Genomic DNA, 18,336 nt, shown 5'->3' with positions numbered 1-18,336 from the left:
AAAATCTTTTTTAATATCATATTAAGTTGTCATAAAGTCTCCGCCATTGATGTGAATGACTTGTCCGGTAACATAAGTAGAATCTTGGGAAGCTAAATAAACAAAAGCAGGTGCATTTTCACTTGGTTGCCCTCGTCTACCTAGTGGTGTATCTGATCCAGCATTTTCTACTTTGTCTTTATCGAAAGTTGCGGGGATTAATGGTGTATATATCGGTCCTGGTGCAACTGCATTAACACGAATCCCTTTACTAGCTAACGAAGCCGCAAGAGAACGCGTGAATGATACAATGGCGCCTTTAGTAGATGAATAATCAATTAAATGGGCTGAACCACGATAAGCTGTTACACTAGTCGTATTAATAATTGTGTCTCCTTTACTTAAGTGAGGTAATACAGCTTGGCATAAGTAAAACATTCCAAAGAAATTGGTTTCAAAAGTTTCTTGTAATTGTTCCTTAGTAATATCTTCGAAATTATCTTGTGGATGTTGGATACCACCATTATTAACTAATATATTGATTTGCCCGAAGTCATCAATGACTTTGTTTACAAGTTCTTTGGCGTGATTTTCTATTTTTAAGTCGTGTTTATATGCCTTTGCTTTGATACCTAGTTCTTCAAGTCTTGTTAATGCATATTTAGCATCTTTGTCTTCATCATAATAAGCGATAGCTACATTTGCACCTTCTTTAGCAAATAAGATGGCAGTTGCTTCACCTATACCAGAATCACCACCAGTAATCAGTGCAACTTTTCCTTTCAATTTACCACCAGCTTTATAATCTTCATCTTCAATAATAGGCTTTGGTTCCATCTCGTGCTCTATACCAGGTTGTACGTCTTGAGTGTATCCTTCTATTTCTTCGTGCTTTTGTTCGAATTTATCTTTCATAAAGTTAATCACCTCTTGTTAAAATGATAATATACTTTACCCTAAAAAAGTAAAATGAAACGAATTGGATTGCAAATTTATGCATTAAAATGTACTTAAAACTGCATAAGTACTATCTATATAAGGTGTTGTTAAATGATGTTTTTTGCTAATTTTGTAGATATAGCCTTGTATAAACGCCGTTTCTAAAGGTTTTTCACTTATTATGTCGTAATACATACTTGTACCCATATCATCTGGATATCCTTCATAAATTTTCATAATGCTTTTTTCAAAATCATCATCAAAATAAATACCTTCAGCTTTAGCAACACGATTACCTTCAACTAATAAGTTGTAACAAAGTGCATGTATTTGATCATGCTTAAGTACACGAGCAGGTTGTCTCGTTAGTGCAGTTACCGTATTAATACCTAAATTGACGATTAATTTATACCAAACGTGTTGATCGTAATTTTGGAGGCATTCAATATTGAGTAAACTATCTTTAGTTAAATTTTTAATGTCTAATGTGTACGCATGAATAGGTAATCTTAAAGTCCAATCTCTAAAATGCGTTACGACGTTGCCTTCTTTTTGTCCGCTTATATATACGACAGCATGAAATTTGTGCGGGTGATCAATTTTTTCTAACTGTCCATAGCCATTTTGAGTTAAAATAATAACGCTATTAGCATGGAGGATATGATGAAGATATGGGATGATTGCGTCGAGTTGCGTTGCTTTAACAGCGATAAATAAAATATCTACTTTTTCATGTGCATCTTCTAAAGAGTGAACGGGAAATGAATGTTGCACATCTTGATTGTATTCTTGGAAATAGACTGTAGCGTTTGATCTTCCAAACAGCGTAACATCAAGGTTTGATTGTGTTAAAGCAAATGTAATGGCTGTACCCACAGCACCAGGACCGATTATTCCAAACTTTTTCATTTATTATTTTCCTTTCAATGTTAATATATACATAATAACAAATATAAGAGGGTGGTACGGGATGAAAACCATTAAACAATTGTTGACCATGAAAGAACAAAAAGAAAAAATATCCATGATTACAGCATACGATTATCCAAGTGCTAAACAAGCAGAAGCAGCAGGTATAGACACTATTTTAGTAGGTGATTCTTTAGGAATGGTTGTGTTGGGCTACGATAGTACAGTCGAAGTGACTATGGAAGATATGACACATCATGCGAAAGCTGTTAGAAGAGGTGCACCAGATAGTTACGTAATCGTTGATGTACCTTTTGGAGCAGTCGGTATCGACCATACAACCGATATGAAAAACGCGATTCAATTATATAAAGATACTAAAGCAAACGCTGTAAAAATCGAAGGTATGCATACGACATTGATTCAAGGTTGTACTCAAATTGGTGTGCCAGTCGTATCTCATTTAGGCTTAACACCTCAAAGCGTCGGCATTACAGGTTATAAATTACAAGCAAGTTCAAAAAGAGAAGCTGAACAACTCATAGAAGATGCGAAAGCAGTTGAACAAGCAGGTGCAGTGATGCTCGTATTAGAAGCGATTCCAAGTGATTTAGCAGAAGTGATTACAGAACAACTGACAATTCCAGTTATCGGTATAGGCGCAGGAAAAGGTACAGATGGTCAAGTACTCGTATATCATGATTTATTAAATTACGGTTCAGAACATATTGCTAAATTTGTGAAACAATACGGTGATTTTTCAAATGGTATAGACGCACTAAAAGCATATCATGAAGAAGTTAAAAGTGGTGCATTCCCTTCAGAAGCACACACATATAAGAAGAAAGTGATGGGGGAGACAGAGTAGTGACGCAAGTAGTAGAACGAATTAAAGATATGAATTCAATCGTATCTCAATTTAAATCTCAAGGTAAAACAATAGGACTCGTACCAACCATGGGTGCATTGCATGATGGCCATTTAAAAATGATGAAACAATCAATAGAAGAAAATGATGTAACTACAGTGAGTATTTTTGTAAATCCATTACAATTTGGACCTAATGAAGACTTTGATGATTACCCAAGACCATTTGAATCTGATTTAGAGAAGCTTAAACAAATTGGCGTAGATTATGTATTTCATCCAACAGTTGAAGAAATGTATCCAGGAGAACTAGAGATGACGATTACAGTAGGTCGTTTAGCACAAGTGCTTGAAGGTAAGAAGAGACCAGGTCACTTTGATGGCGTTGTAACAGTCGTTAACAAGCTGTTTAATATTATTCAACCAACACACGCGTACTTTGGTAAAAAAGACGCACAACAACTCGCTATAATAGAAAAAATGGTAGAAGACTTTAACCACTCAATTCAAATTGTACCAATAGATATCGTGCGAGAAGCAGACGGATTAGCAAAAAGTTCAAGAAATATCTATTTAACAGAAGAAGAAAGAAAAGAAGCCGTACATTTATCTAAAAGTTTAGCATTAGCTAAGAAGAAATATGACGAAGGTGAAAGAAATAGTGATGTCTTAATACAAACCATCACGCAATATTTAGAAAGTAACGTGAGCGGAGATATCGTAGAAGTCGCAATTTATAGTTATCCAGAATTAGAAGAACAACATACAATAGAAGGACAAATCTTTATCTCACTAGCCGTTAAATTTAGCCAAGCAAGATTAATAGATAATATTATTATATAAGAAAGTATTGAAGCCGATTGTGCACGAGTACAATCGGCTTTTTTGTATATAGAGGGTGGTCGCTAACGATCAAGAGTGCAAAACAAGATCGTTAGAAATTCTAACGTCCAAGAAACATAAACAAGATTGTTAGTGGGAAATAAATTTTAAAAAATGAGAGGAACCGAGACGCTAACGCTCAAGACTGAAAAACAAGATCATTAGAAATTCTAACGTTCAAGAATCGCAAACAAGATCGTTAGCGCACGACATTCACACTCACACACATACACAAAAAACGTGAGACATCATTCTGCCTCACGCTTCATCCACGACTCCTATCTTCATATTTACACTTCCTTCAATGTTGCTTCAGCGCTCAATGCTCTTGCTTTGTCATCTTTAATTGTGACACCTTGTGCTTCTAATTGAGCGATTGTTTCTGCAAATTGTGGTAAGTATGCTTTATGAGCAATAAGTAATTCATTCATCACTTGTTTCGCAGATTCTCCACTTTGAATTAATGGATTGATAATAAATGCTTGTAATAGTAATCCGTAATCTCCTGTAACGGCTGCTTCTTCTACACATAATTCCATATTCTTCATCACTTGTAACCATCCGCGTTCTGCTGGATGTAGGGAACCGAATGCGATTGGTTGAGCACCTGTCGAGTTGATATATGCTGACACTTCTACAACATCATCAGGTGCTAAATCTGGTACTGCCCCTTTATTAACAGTAGATACAACTACATGTGTATTTTTATTTGAAGCGATAGATGCAATTGTCTCACATGCGACATCTGAATAATGTGTGCCGCCACGCTCGCTTAATTGTTCTGGTTTATGATCGAGATGTTCATCTTTATAAAGTTCAAATAATTCTTTTTCAGTTTGTCTAACTTGTTCAGCACGCGTACCGATTTCTGGATCATTGTATTCTTTAAGTGCATGTTCAAGCATTTCTTCTGCACGGTAGTAATATCTATGGTAACCACATGGAATGAGCTGCATTTGTTGTAATTGTTCTTCGAAAAATGGTACATCAAAGATATTAGAAGGTAACGATGATGCATCTTCAAATAATTGTTTATTTAATTGATCAGTCACGTCATGACCGTTTGCGTCTTTAACTCGATGCCAGTGAAAATGGTTTAACCCTGCAAAGTGATGCGTAAGTTCTCCATCACCAACATTCAGCATTTCCGGCTCATTAATTAAACTATTCACAGGTACATTACATAGACCAAGTACTTTTTCCCATTTGCCGTATCGTACGATAGCATCTGTAACCATACCACTTGGGTTTGTAAAATTAATTAACCATGCATTTGGACAAAGTTCTTTCATATCTTCGACAATATCTAATAAGATAGGAATTGTTCTTAACGCTTTGAAAATACCACCTGGACCATTCGTTTCTTGACCTAAGAAGCCATGCGATAAAGGAATGCGTTCATCTTTAATTCTAGCATCTAATAAACCCACTCTAAATTGAGTCGTAACGAAATCAGCATCTTTTAAAGCTTCACGTCTATCTAATGATAAATGTACTGTGACATCATATGGAGAAGCATCCCACATTCTTTGCGCCATTTTGCCGACAGTTTCTAATTTCTCTTTACCTTCAGGAATGTCTACCAACCAAATTTCACTTAAAGGTAAAGATTCATAACGTTTAATAAAACCTTCCATCAATTCAGGCGTATAACTGCTGCCGCCACCGATAGTTACAATTTTTATCCCTTTTTCCATTATAATGACCTCCTAATATTTTCTTTCTTATGCACGTTAAGTATAAAATAGAAGTAATCATTAAAAAGGCAAATCGGGCATTATCAAATGACATTTACAAATTTCCTGAAAATAAATGGGATTTTTGTAATGACTTTTTACAAAAGGAGATATTTATATGCTTTTAACAGAAAGAATGAAAGAAGATATATTTTCGCAAGCAGAACAAAGTATCATTCAATATTTGTTTGAAGAAAGAGAGAAGATTAAGTCCAAGACGTTAAATCAAATTTCTAAAGAAACATATACACATCCTTCTACTGGTATTCGCATAGCTAAAAAGTTAGGATATGACGGTTGGTTAGAGTTAAAGGATCATTATTTAGAAGAAGTAGAATACTTAAACCGACATTATGAATCAATAGACGCAAACTTCCCATTTGATGCATCAGATAATAACATGTCCATTAGCCATAAATTAGCACGACTCAATCAAACAACGATAGACGACACCGTGCATTTGATCGATCATCAAGAATTGGATAAAGCAGTCGCGTATTTAAACGAAGCGGAAACCATCAAAATCTTTGGACTGTATCATAATTTAATGATATGCGAAGACTTTGAAATGAGAATGAATCAAATTGGCAAGACCGTTAAGCTCTGCGCACTCGAACCCCATTTTGAAATAGAAAAGTCGTCGAAACATACATGTGCCATCTTCATTTCATATAGTGGTGAAAATCAAAGCATCTTGAAATTATTACCGATGTTAAAGAAAAAGCATATTCCAATTATCGGACTGACAAGTATTGGTGAAAATACAGTAACCAAATACGCAGACAGTACATTACGCATTTCAACAAGAGAAAAGTTGTATTCCAAAATCAGTAACTTCACAACACGAGATTCCATCAGTTTCTTAATGGATATCTTGTATGCTTGCGTGTATGGAACCGATTATGACAAACATACAGATTATAAGATTAATATCGCTAAGAATTTTGATAATCGTGTGACGTATAATAAGATGATACAGGAGAATAAGTGATTGACGATAATATTGAATAATATGGGATTTAAAAGCGTCATTATTTATGTCATTACTCGCGAATTATGTAAATGTAATTTATAATGTGTAATGATGTAATAAAAAGTGACGATTAATATAGATAGTTTAAAAAGCTTGTTAGTGAGGGAACTTAAAATGGATAACAATAAAATAAAAAAAGCAATTATACCTGCAGCAGGATTAGGAACAAGATTCTTACCTGCTACTAAAGCAATGCCTAAAGAAATGTTACCAATATTAGATAAACCGACGATTCAATATATTGTCGAAGAAGCAGCACGTGCTGGAATTGAAGATATTATTATTGTGACGGGTAAACATAAACGTGCGATTGAAGATCATTTCGATATTCAAAAAGAACTTGAAACAACATTGTACGAAAAGGGTAAGCTTGAACTGCTCGATAGAGTTCAATATTCAACAGAATTAGCGAATATCTTCTATGTCAGACAGAAAGAACAAAAGGGATTAGGACATGCGATTTACACAGCGAAACAATTCATCGGGAATGAACCATTTGCCGTACTTTTAGGTGATGATATCGTGGAATCTGATAATCCGGCCATTAAACAATTAATGGAACAATATGAAACGACAGGCAAATCTGTAATTGGCGTGCAGACAGTGCCTGAAACAGAAACACATCGTTACGGTATTATCGAACCTAAATCACAAGACGAACGCTTATATGAAGTAAATCGATTTGTTGAGAAACCAGAACAAGGTACTGCACCATCAAACCTAGCAATTATGGGTAGATACGTGTTATCTCCAAGAATCTTTGATTATTTAGAAACACAAACAGAAGGAAGCGGTGGAGAGATTCAATTAACAGATGCCATCGAACGTTTAAATAAAGATGATAAAGTTTACGCATATGACTTTGAAGGTCAACGTTATGACGTCGGAGAGAAAATAGGATTTGTGAAGACGACGATAGAATATGCATTGAAAGATCAAGAAATGCGTGACGAAATTATACGTTATCTACAATCATTAGATATTTAGTAAAGGAGCTAGAACTTTGAGAGCACAATGGGAACAAAGAATATCTGAAAGTTTAGTTGAACAGTTTCATAACGTTCAAACAGAAGAAGAGATTGAAGCGGGATTTACGGATGTATTATCATTTGGAACAGCAGGCATAAGAAGTACATTCGGAATCGGTCCAGGTCGATTAAATAAATTCACGATTCAAAAGTTTGCTTTAGGACTAACTAAATATTTAAGAAACATAACGAATGACCCTAAAATTGTAATTCATTTTGATACAAGACACTTATCTCAAGAATTTGCGATGGAAATCGCAAAAGTACTTGGTACAAATGGTATTGAAGTTATCTTGCCAGAAACATATAAATCGACACCAGAACTGTCATTTGCAGTGAGAAACTTAAAAACAACAGCAGGTATTATGATTACAGCAAGTCATAATCCTAAGAACTATAACGGCATTAAAGTATACGGTCCTGATGGAGGTCAGTTATTAACAGAGCCTTCATTAGAGTTAAGTCATTATATTGATACAGTGGAAGATCCATTAAATATACAAACAGATGACTTGGAAACATTGCAGGAACGTGGATTGATTCTGCCATTTAAAGAAGAAACAACTAAAGCATATAAAGATGCGGTTAAAGAACTTGTCGGTTCATTTGAAACATCGCAAACAAAAACAGTGTTAACAAGTTTACACGGAACAAGTTTGCCTCTATTGTCAGATGTACTTGAAGATTTGTCGTATAGAAACTATGTAGTAGAAGAAGCACAATCAAAGCCGAATGGAGACTTTCCAACTGTTAATATTGCGAATCCAGAAGCGGAAGATACATTTGACTTAGGTAAACAACTCGCTGAACAAGAGCAAGCACAACTTATATTAGCGACAGATCCAGATGCAGATAGAATAGGTATTGTTGAAAGATATCAAGACGGATCAACAAGATATTTCAATGGTAATGAGATAGGGTTATTGTTGATGAAACTGAGAAATCAACAATTATCAGGTGACCAACATAAATATATCATTAAATCAGTTGTGACAAGTGCACTAAGTGAGAAACTAGCTAAATCATTAAATATTGGTGTCATTAATGTGCTAACAGGTTTCAAATATATATCAGAGCAATTAAAGAATTTAGAAGATAACGCATTACAACTAGTCTTAGCATATGAAGAAAGTCACGGCTATTTAGTAGACGACTTCTCAAGAGATAAAGACGCCATACAAACAGCAGCATTATTGATTAAATATAAAGAAAAACTGGCACAAGAAAACAAGACTTTCAAAGACGTATTAAATAATATTTATCAAGAACTCGGTCATTATAAAGATAAGACCCTCTCACCAACATTTGAAGGTGCAGAAGGGCGAGAGAAAATAAAACAAATTATGAATGACTTTAAACAGTTAGAAACAATTGATATAGAGCATTTAACAACATTGTTTATAGAAAATTATATTACAAAAGAATCACTTAATGTTAAAACAGGTAAGACACAAACCATTCACTTACCACAAACAGATCTCATTAAGTTCATATTTGAAGAAGGATTTATAGCAGTCCGACCATCAGGGACAGAACCTAAAATGAAACTGTACTTCTCATTAAATGTAGAGAATTTAGACGATGTAATTGAGGAGTTTGAAGGAAAGTTTAATTTGAAATAAGAAGTATAGCAAAAAGCAACCTTTCAAGATAATGAAAGGTTGCTTTTTTTGTGTGCGATTAAATTTGGTAAAAGTAGATTGGTAATAAATATACTGGTAATATAGTTAAAATGTATAGTGTAATTGATATAATGATGTAGGAATATAAAATTAAAATTAAGAATATAAAAATCAAATTTACAAATGTAATAATTTGTAGTTTAATAATAATATTGATGTTTTACAGGGGAGAGACAAAAGATTGAAAAATATAATTCTCGTAATTATTATATTTTGTTTAACTATTATGTCAGCAATACTAATGATTACAACAGATAATGATTCAAATGATGGTAAAGATAATAAACAAGAAAATACACATCAAGTAGCTAAGAAAAAAGAAAAAACTCAAAAGAAACATGAAAAAGAGTTCAATATAAAGACAAAAGAAGATTTGGCTGAGATTATGTATAGCAAACAAGACGAGCAAACAAAGATGAACGCATATAATGAAGCAATTAAAAAAGGCATATTGCCACGTAGTCATAATTATCAAGAAGCAGTTTATGCATATGAAGAGTCAGTGTTACTTTCTAGAAATGATGGAAATTAAATTTCTAAGTTTCAAGATGTTATTTATATAATATGGTTTAAATATAATATAGACATTTAATTCTTGTTTGTTATTATTGATATTTAATTAAAATACATAATTTTATATAATTATGTATATCTTGTAATTGTCTACTAAACAAATATAAAATGTTTAGTAGTGTAATTTTATTTTTTGTATTAAGTGATTAAGTAGAAATTTAAATAAAAATGAGGTAAATATATGAGTGCTTTATATAGATTGAAAAACATGCTTGTAAGGAGATTTGACTGTATTTCTGCAAAGGATAAGACAGATAAAGTTTTTGTTGAATTTAAATACAAGAACTATTTAATGTTTAATATTGATCTCTTTTCGTTGCGTATTCAAAATAAAACTGTTCCAACTGTAGTTAAGAAAATAGGTACTAATCGAGTTAGAGTTGAAATTGACAAAGCGTTATTAAATTTTGAGTCTAACGAGCCATTTATTAAAATCAATTGCTTTTATAATGGTAAGAAATTATGGATTAGAAACAAAACTAAAGGAACTATCTATCTAACATTAAATAATCAATTGTGTGAATTTGAATGTACAAAAAATATGTATATAAAAAGTTTAAATGATGAATATTCATTTGTGAATGAAAAAGTTCAGTTAACACCTTTCCTTAATGAATCAAATTTCAATTTTCAAACTGATAGTAATGAGAATTATACTAAACTGCTATTAATAAATGGGTCTAATAAGACAGAAATTCCTCTACAAGCTGTAGGTAAGTCAAACTACACAATTCCAATAAATGAAATAGAATCATTGGCTATGGAAAAGTATAAGGCCATGTATTTAGTGAGTAATAACTTTGCTTATAGAGCGAAGTTTGATAATAAGTATAGCTTTAATTTATACCATTATTATATAGAAATTAATAGAAATAACTTTTTTGTATTCCATAAAATTTTTAAGGCAACAGATATTATAATAAGAGAGACTCCGGATAAGTATGGCTTCATTCTTAATTTGAAGAATAAAGGTAATGATCAAATTAAGGAATATAATAACTTTGTTTTAATAAATGATGATAATGAAATTATCGGTAAGTTTCCTATTAAAAAATATGGTAATAAAATAATTTCTAAGATACCGTATGGCGTTTTTACAGAAACAAGAGCTAATAAAAATCTATATATTGAAGCTATAGAAAAAGATACTGATCGTAAAGTTATCTATAGTATTAAAGAACAAGAAAAAGAACGATTAATTCATGAAGTTCCTGTAAGCATCAATAATCAATATTTTTATATGAGCTTTACATCAAATAACGGTATTTTCATTAAATATAGGAAGCCATTTTTTAAGAATGGTGTTAATTATATAAATGATAATAAAATCAATTTCTTTGTTAAAGTTGATGAAATTTATAATCATTGTACCTTTACTTTAGCTTTTGAAGAACGTTATAGTAAGGAAACTTTAGAATATTACATTAATCCTGGCGAAACATTATTTGATATAAATTATGATGAAATTGGAAAAATAATATCTAAACCAAAAACTGTAGTAGATTTATTTATAACGATAAGAGAACAAAATGATATTGTAAGAAGAGAAAAAATCAGATATAGAACTGCTAAATATAAAAAAGACACGTATTTTTCTAGTAAAATTATTGAAGAAAGTAATCAAAAAATATACTATCTTAGCACAATTACACCATTTAAAAATATTAAACTCGAGAGATTTTCTATAACTGGAAATCAATTGAAAGTTATGAGTAATAATGAAAAGGATCCTAATATCTGGTTAATTGGTGAGAGATTCGATACAGCTCAAGATAATGGAATCGTCTTCTTTAATTGGTTAAGGGAAAATACTTCAATCGATGCTTATTATGTTATAGATGAAAATGCATTAGATTATCAAAATATAAAACATAATAAAAAGGTTTTGAAATTTGGGTCTTTAGAGCATTTTAAAATTGCTAGTAAAGCAAAGGTCCTTGCCAGTACACACGATTTTGAAAATATACTTCCTTATAAACCAGCAAAAGGATTCTTTGGATATGAGGACACATTGAAAGTCTTCTTACAGCATGGGGTTCTTGGTAGAAAGAGTGTAGAATATCACAAAAATTACTATGATTTACCATTTGATATTTTTAATGTGAGTAGTATGAGTGAAAAATATGATGTCGTCGTTAATGAAATGGGATATGACAAAGAAAATGTCTATATTTCTGGATTGTCTCGCTTTGATAACTTACCAATTGCAAATGACAACAAAAAGATTAAAAAAATATTGATAATGCCTACATGGCGAGATTGGTTGAACAGTGATTTTGCATTTGAAAATAGTGAATATTTAGAACGATATTTAAGTTTAATTAAGAATAAAAAACTTAATCAGATAATTGAAAATAATATTGAAATTAATTTCTATCCACACTATAGAGCGCAAAGTTACTTTAAGTTATTCTTAATGAATAATGAAATAAAAGTTCAATATATAGAACTAGGCGAAAAAACGGTTCAATCTTTACTTATAGAACATGATTTATTAATAACTGACTATAGTAGTGTAAGTTTTGATTTTACTTATATGAATAAACCGGTTATATTTTATCATTTTGATGTCGAAAGATTCTTTAGAAAAGGTATTTTAAGACCTATTCATGAGACTTTCTTAGGTGACATCTTCTATGATGAAAAGAAACTAGTAAATCAGATATATGACTATGTTATTAATGATTCATTTAAAAATATAGAATTAGAAAAAGACAGTATCTTTAAACATATTGATAAATCTAATAATGAAAGAATTTATAATAGTATTATTAAAAATTTCAAATAAAATAATTCAAAGGTTAGGACATCATTTTTGTCCTAACCTTTTTTATTTCACGTTATAAAATTGTAATTCTTTTTATAAGATATCCCCAATAACAAACATTTCTTTTTTAGCTCGACGTGAAGGAAGTAGCGCTTAATACTAAATTTAGGAGTGGGATATTTATGGATTAATTGTTTGATAAAGGGAGGTTTATTAAGAAGAATCGGGATAAATCTTTTCTATTTTATTCCTCAACACCTAATTCTTTCTTAGCCATCTTCTCATATGCCGCTTCTCCTGAGACAATTGCAAATTCAGCGATAAACATTGGGAATACTGCATTTAATTCAATAATATGTTCTTTCATATGTGGCCATGTCTTACCGCCTGCTTTATCATAAGCTTCTATTAAATCATCTAGTCCTTCATCGCCAAATACACGGTGATGTCCCATGAAATCATTGGAGGGGTCTGCGTGACTGGCTTCTGTCCAATCTATAAGACCTGTCACATTTGCTTCTTTATCCACCATAATATGTCCTGGGTGCAAGTCTCCGTGTATCATCGTGACATGATTTGGCCAGAGCTCATCTCTATCTAACCATTTTTGCCATCTATTCCATAAATCAGGGGAGACTCCGAACGTTTCTTTCACTTTATGCATACGCTCTTGATAATCTTGTTTAATTTGTTGAATCGTTGTCGTCTTAATTTCACTTGAAACGAGTTCTTCGTCTGTTATTCGATGCAAATCAACAAGTACTTCTGCCAAGGTATCAACAAAGTTCTGAGGCACGGGTTTATGTTCTATTTCCCATACGTATTGTTGTAATTCAGGATCAATTGTAGCTGCAGGTACGCCTGTTAGTTTAGGATACGCAATTAAAGTTTCTTTATGAATTTGCCAATTAGGTACTTCAAATGATACATGTTGTTGTATGAAGTCTACGGTTTCTTTTTCTGAATCTGTTCGCTCATACACTTCTGGTCTTCTAGGTATACGTAATACCCATTCAACACCATGTCTATCTTCAGCAAATGCTACTTGAAAATCAAGTCCTGATTCGTTTATTGTAATGGATTCAGGTTGAATATCTAAACCACATTCTGCGGCAATCGTGACAATGTTTTCATGTTGTGTCATATTGAGCGCTCCTTAAAGGTTATTTTTATATTTCTTCGTTTCTTATCCAATTTCTCCGTATTTCATCTTATAAGATACATAACCTGATTTATAAAAGTATTTTTGTTTTTCAGCTTCTTTGTAATCCACAAGTCCTAATGCAAGAATCACATTAAAAGCAAAGTCTACTGCACTGGATCCGTTTGCTGTGACGAGGTTCTTATCAATAACACTATCTTCATTCATAAAGTCTAATGCGTTTGTATAGGCTTTGTAGTTCTCTTCTGTCGTCCATCGGTTTAAATCATTTCCTGTATGTTTATATCCCGTAAGTAAACTATTTCGTGCAAAAAAGTCAACGGCCGCACATATTGCGCCTACAACAATATTGTTGTCTAATGACGTCTTAATGAGTTGTACGAGTTGTTCATTTTCAATTTGTGACCAATTGTTACCGCCAATGATAATTAAAGCATCGTAAGGCTCTTTAATGTCATCTATTGTATAGTCAACAATTGTCTTCAATTGGCCGATAGATGTCACAGTTGATTCACCTAATGATACTGTATCGATTTCAAATCCGTGCGACATAGCGAGTTCTGCAGCAACGTAACTGACTTCCCAATCTGCATATGCTTCTGTAAGAACGATTAGCGCTTTTTTCATAAAAATAACACCCCTTGTTAAATTTATTTATAGATTATTTTTATCATGATACAAAGACATCTTATATGCAAATGATAACTAACGGTATTTATGGTATGATGTAATAAATGATAACGTTTCTCAATTGTAAAAGGGAATATAACGGGAGTGAAAAGTTATGCAAGTTGTACAAAAATTTTTATGGAATGATCGATTCGTAACGGTGGCAATGCCAGTTGGTTATGATGAACAAAATCCTAAACCATTTAAGACAGTAATCGTTCAAGATGGGGAATATATATTTAATAAACTGATTGAAGACAAGCCAAGAAATATTATGTATGTTGGTATTGAACCGGTTGATAGAAATAGGGAGTATACACCATGGGAAGAGAAAGTTGATCAAGCACATTATGCGGGAAATGCTAATCAATATTTAGATATGTTGGAATTTGAATTAATACCATTTCTTAAAGAACATTATCATATCTTTGATGAAGCGGAATATTTAGCAATCGGTGGTGGCTCTTTCGGCGCGTTAGTGTCATTATATGCTTTATTAACACGTCCACACTTATTTGGTAGCTATATCTTAATGTCTGCTTCTATGTGGTATCCGAACTTTTTAGATTTCATTAAAAATAGTAAATCTATAGAGTATCCACGTCATATTTATTGGTATGTAGGTGAGCAAGAAGGGGTAGAATATCCTAATATTTTAAAATGGATGGTACCGAATACGTATGAAGCGGTTGAGTTAGTGAAAGAGAAGCTGGTTAATGATGCGTCAACTTTAACGTTTATAACAGATAAAGAAGGCATCCATAGACATGAATACTTTGAAAAATATTTCGACAAAGCGATTCATACGTTGTTTTAGATGTATATAACTATATGGGACTTAGACATGATGGGGTGTCTAAGTCTTTTTTATTGTTTAAATAATTAAATTTAACGTACGTGAATTGCTGATATAATAAGGGTTAACATCGTTTAGGACGAATGAAATAAATGAAGAATGTTTGACAAATAACGTGAATGATATTATAGTTGATTACACAACTAATCAACCAATCATGTTATAGGATAAGGAGAATAAAAATGAAACCTACTTTAAATGAAGATACACCTATATTTTTGCAAATTGCAGATATGATTAAAGATGATTTAGTTGAAGGACTTTTGTCAGAAGGCGAACAAATACCTTCCACAACGGAACTTTCAAACTTTTACAATATTAATAGAGCGACGGCTCAAAAAGGTATTGCACTGTTGATGGATGAAGGCATTGTAGCTAAGAAGAGAGGGATTGGTGTATTTATAGCTGAAGATGCGCGCGACAAGCTCGTAAATACAAGAATGCAAGACTTCTCAAACTCTTATATCCAAAACATGGTTAAAGAAGCTAAGAGACTTAATATAAGTAAGGAAGAACTCATAAGAAGGGTGGAACAAGACTATGACAATCATTGATATTCAGAACATGTCGTTTAAGTATAAAGATGAATATGTACTTCAAGATTTAACACTTCAAGATGATGAACCAATGATTATTGGTTTATGGGGACGAAATGGTTCTGGTAAGACGACGTTAATGAAACTCATGTCAGGTCAAGAAAAACAAAATTCAGGTGACATAGCGATATTAAACTATAAACCTTATAACAATGCAGAAGCTTCAAAGCAAATTACGTATTTAAGAGAGAATCACTTCTTTGGAAAGTCATGGAATGTAAATGACGCGATGAAATTTGCAGCGATGTTCAATGACAATTGGGATCAAGAAGAAGCGGATTATTTAATAGATTTATTTGAACTACCACGAAAGAAGAAGATTCGAAACTTTTCTAAAGGTATGAAGTCAATGGTTCAAAGTGTAATTGGGCTTGCAAGTCATGCACCTGTGACAATGTTAGATGAACCGACAAACGGATTAGATGCTTATATGAGAAAGTTGTTTACACAAGCGTTGAGAGAATCGTTCGAAGCGGATCCGAGATATATTATGATAGCTTCTCATCATATTAAAGAAATTGAGAAGATATGTGAAAAGCTCATTGTTATATCTGATCATCGTGTGAAGTTACATGAACCGATTGAATACTTTCAATCTAGAGGTGCGATATTAGTTGGTAAATTAGAGGATATCCATCAAATTACTTCTAAGGATGCTATTATCGAGCAATCAACGATTATGAGTCAGCATAAAGTGATGGCGGATATCCCTTATGATGCAGCATTACAAGAACAGTGTAGAGCGTTGAATGTGAAAGTTGATAAAGCAAGTATTCAAGATTATTTAGTAAATATGACAATGACAAAGGAGGCTAATCATGGGTGATTTAAAAGGGTCTTTCTCGATTATCTTTAAAGAACTAAAAGTACAATTATATACGTTTAGTATCGTACTTGTCGTTTTAGCCGCGATATACTTTGTAATTGGATTTTATATTGAACCATCAGATTCATTTAATCCTTTATTATCTGGACCGGTATACGGTATATTAGGTTTCTTACCATTATTCATGTTTGGTGATCCACTTAAATCATCAATTGAACTTGGTGCGACAAGAAGACAGTATATCGTAAGTTTATGGCTAAGTTACATTATATTTATAGTTATGATGCTTATCATTCAAGAAGTGATTAGCTTTATATTAGAACGTGTAGCAAGTGTGACAAATAGCGACGTAACACTTATGAGAATATCGGATATACTGCCTAACGCTAGTGGATTGGATAGTATGTGGGTGGATTTCTTAGCTATATTGTTTATCGCAGGAATTTGTTTCTTACTCGGTGCGATTATTTATCGCATAGGTGTTATCCCAACAATGATCGGTGTACTATTTCTAGGTGTCATCGTATTTATCTGGTTTGTACTCGGTGATTTCACGCCATTCTTCAAATGGGTATATCAACATATTTATGAAATGTTTCATATATTAGGCGCAATTGGAATCATATCAGCATTATGTATATATCCAATTATGATTCAAGCAAGATTGAAGGCATAGGAGTAAAAGGCTAGGACAACTTGAATTGTCCTAGCCTTTTATAATGCGATGTGACAGGGCATGTGACAATATTGTTCGTTGTATTTCTTTGTATAAATGATAAATTATAACAAGGAATTAAGGGAGGCATTTGTTATGAATCCAACTGCATCGAATCATCGTATTTATGAATTAGATTATATTAGAGGATTTGCTTTATTAGGTATTATTTTTCTTAATGTTTCGAGCATTATACAAGTACCATTTGATTTTTCATTATTAGAAGTTCGTTATCAGAAGTTTTTAGATATATTTATTGAATCAAAGTTTATGTCGATTTTTTCATTTTTGTTTGGTGTTGGTTTTTATATTTTTATCAATCGTGCGAAAGAAAAAAGTGAGCAACCATATGTAATTTATTTGAGAAGAATTGTAATATTGGCACTGTTAGGTTTAGGACATATGCAACTCCAACCGGGAGAGGTATTGCTTGTTTACGCTATATTTGGTTTAGTATTGCTACCACTGTTTAAAGTGAATAAATGGGTGAATTTCGCAATCGGTATGATACTCTTATCTGTAGCGATTGGATTGGGCGGTAAAATATTAATGCCGCTTCCACTGTTCACTTTAGGTTTAACATTTGCCCAATTTGGTCTACATCAAAAAATGTACCAACATAGACAGTATTATGCCATTATTGCGCTATTGACGATGATCATTTCGGTAATCGGCATCTATTACTTAAATCAAATCTACGTTGGCGCTTCTTACCAAGCGATTAAATATACAGGTATTACTGAAGCACAATATTTGAAACAATATGCTTTAACGAATCAATTGATTTTAATTTTGAGTCCAATTATGACGATATGTTACTTTAGTGTACTCGTCACGTTGTTACAATATAAAGTCGTGCAACAATTATTGAAACCGTTAAGAACGTATGGGCAAATGGCACTTACGAATTATATCGGGCAGACGTTATTGATATTATTATTTAGCTATGGATTAGGATTATCAAATTGTCGTTTAATCCATACGGCGAATCTTTGTTTAATCATTCTTGTGATACAGTTAATATTCTCAAGTTTATGGCTAAGTTACTTTAAATATGGTCCGTTAGAATACTTGTGGAAAATCGGTACTTATTTCAAGATGTTTCCGATAAAATAAT

At 32.5% G+C, this 18,336-nt stretch carries 17 protein-coding genes; 12 read left to right on the top strand and 5 right to left on the bottom strand.

Annotated features, from left to right (window positions below; translation table 11 throughout):
• Positions 1–21: 21 nt before the first annotated feature.
• Positions 22–894, bottom strand: coding sequence for an SDR family oxidoreductase (locus tag CD035_RS05770; protein WP_048541679.1), 873 nt, complete (start codon positions 892–894; stop codon positions 22–24).
• Between the two features lie 84 nt (positions 895–978).
• Entirely contained in the window at positions 979–1,827 is an 849-nt protein-coding gene (locus CD035_RS05765) for an oxidoreductase (RefSeq protein ID WP_048541680.1), read from the bottom strand.
• Positions 1,828–1,888: 61 nt separating this feature from the next.
• Here CD035_RS05765 and panB point away from each other — a divergent pair, with 61 nt between their 5' ends.
• Both panB and panC read left to right on the top strand, forming a co-directional pair.
• Positions 1,889–2,695: a 3-methyl-2-oxobutanoate hydroxymethyltransferase gene (gene panB / locus CD035_RS05760; protein ID WP_048541681.1), complete on the top strand. Its 807-nt coding sequence runs from the start codon at positions 1,889–1,891 to the stop codon at positions 2,693–2,695.
• Positions 2,695–3,537, top strand: coding sequence for a pantoate--beta-alanine ligase (gene panC, locus CD035_RS05755; protein ID WP_048541683.1), 843 nt, complete (start codon positions 2,695–2,697; stop codon positions 3,535–3,537). The genes panB and panC overlap by 1 nt, the downstream gene beginning before the upstream one ends.
• Positions 3,538–3,866: 329 nt before the next feature.
• Here the strand turns inward: panC and CD035_RS05750 are convergent, their stop codons facing one another.
• Positions 3,867–5,273, bottom strand: a complete 1,407-nt coding sequence (locus CD035_RS05750; RefSeq protein ID WP_048541685.1) for a 6-phospho-beta-glucosidase — start codon at positions 5,271–5,273, stop codon at positions 3,867–3,869.
• Positions 5,274–5,430: 157 nt separating this feature from the next.
• Here CD035_RS05750 and CD035_RS05745 point away from each other — a divergent pair, with 157 nt between their 5' ends.
• The 5 genes from CD035_RS05745 (at position 5,431) to CD035_RS05725 (ending at position 12,416) form a co-directional block, all read left to right on the top strand.
• Positions 5,431–6,303, top strand: a complete 873-nt coding sequence (locus tag CD035_RS05745) for a MurR/RpiR family transcriptional regulator (RefSeq protein WP_048541689.1) — start codon at positions 5,431–5,433, stop codon at positions 6,301–6,303.
• A 156-nt stretch (positions 6,304–6,459) separates the two neighbouring features.
• Positions 6,460–7,332 carry a UTP--glucose-1-phosphate uridylyltransferase GalU gene (galU, locus tag CD035_RS05740; protein ID WP_048541690.1) on the top strand — a complete coding sequence of 291 codons (873 nt, stop codon included), beginning with the start codon at positions 6,460–6,462 and terminating at the stop codon, positions 7,330–7,332.
• Positions 7,333–7,348: 16 nt separating this feature from the next.
• Positions 7,349–8,995, top strand: coding sequence for a phospho-sugar mutase (locus tag CD035_RS05735; RefSeq protein ID WP_048541692.1), 1,647 nt, complete (start codon positions 7,349–7,351; stop codon positions 8,993–8,995).
• A 241-nt stretch (positions 8,996–9,236) separates the two neighbouring features.
• On the top strand, positions 9,237–9,587 hold the full coding sequence (locus CD035_RS05730) for a hypothetical protein (RefSeq protein WP_048541694.1): 351 nt from the start codon (positions 9,237–9,239) through the stop codon (positions 9,585–9,587).
• Between the two features lie 222 nt (positions 9,588–9,809).
• A complete protein-coding gene (locus CD035_RS05725) occupies positions 9,810–12,416 on the top strand; it encodes a CDP-glycerol glycerophosphotransferase family protein (RefSeq protein WP_053076877.1) in 2,607 nt (868 codons plus the stop codon).
• A gap of 223 nt (positions 12,417–12,639) precedes the next feature.
• Here the strand turns inward: CD035_RS05725 and CD035_RS05720 are convergent, their stop codons facing one another.
• Positions 12,640–13,539, bottom strand: a complete 900-nt coding sequence (locus CD035_RS05720) for a macrolide 2'-phosphotransferase (RefSeq protein WP_048541696.1) — start codon at positions 13,537–13,539, stop codon at positions 12,640–12,642.
• A gap of 42 nt (positions 13,540–13,581) precedes the next feature.
• On the bottom strand, positions 13,582–14,184 hold the full coding sequence (locus CD035_RS05715) for a DJ-1/PfpI family protein (RefSeq protein WP_048541698.1): 603 nt from the start codon (positions 14,182–14,184) through the stop codon (positions 13,582–13,584).
• Positions 14,185–14,341: 157 nt separating this feature from the next.
• Between CD035_RS05715 and CD035_RS05710 the strand changes: the two genes are divergently transcribed.
• From CD035_RS05710 to CD035_RS05690, 5 genes are all read left to right on the top strand, one after another.
• Positions 14,342–15,043, top strand: coding sequence for an alpha/beta hydrolase (locus tag CD035_RS05710; RefSeq protein ID WP_048541700.1), 702 nt, complete (start codon positions 14,342–14,344; stop codon positions 15,041–15,043).
• 221 nt (positions 15,044–15,264) lie between these two features.
• Positions 15,265–15,636, top strand: a complete 372-nt coding sequence (locus CD035_RS05705) for a GntR family transcriptional regulator (RefSeq protein ID WP_025905784.1) — start codon at positions 15,265–15,267, stop codon at positions 15,634–15,636.
• Complete coding sequence (locus CD035_RS05700) at positions 15,623–16,504, top strand: ATP-binding cassette domain-containing protein (RefSeq protein WP_048541702.1); 882 nt, start codon at positions 15,623–15,625, stop codon at positions 16,502–16,504. Before CD035_RS05705 ends, CD035_RS05700 begins: the two co-directional genes overlap by 14 nt.
• Entirely contained in the window at positions 16,497–17,180 is a 684-nt protein-coding gene (locus CD035_RS05695) for a hypothetical protein (protein WP_048541704.1), read from the top strand. Before CD035_RS05700 ends, CD035_RS05695 begins: the two co-directional genes overlap by 8 nt.
• A 135-nt stretch (positions 17,181–17,315) precedes the next feature.
• Positions 17,316–18,335 (top strand): DUF418 domain-containing protein, encoded by a 1,020-nt coding sequence (locus CD035_RS05690; RefSeq protein ID WP_048541705.1) that lies wholly within the window; start codon positions 17,316–17,318, stop codon positions 18,333–18,335.
• Position 18,336: the final 1 nt, after the last annotated feature.

The organism is Mammaliicoccus sciuri (assembly GCF_002901825.1).
Lineage (GTDB): Bacteria > Bacillota > Bacilli > Staphylococcales > Staphylococcaceae > Mammaliicoccus > Mammaliicoccus sciuri.
Note: the sequence above shows the minus strand (reverse complement) of the source record. Positions and strands in the feature narration are given on the sequence as shown.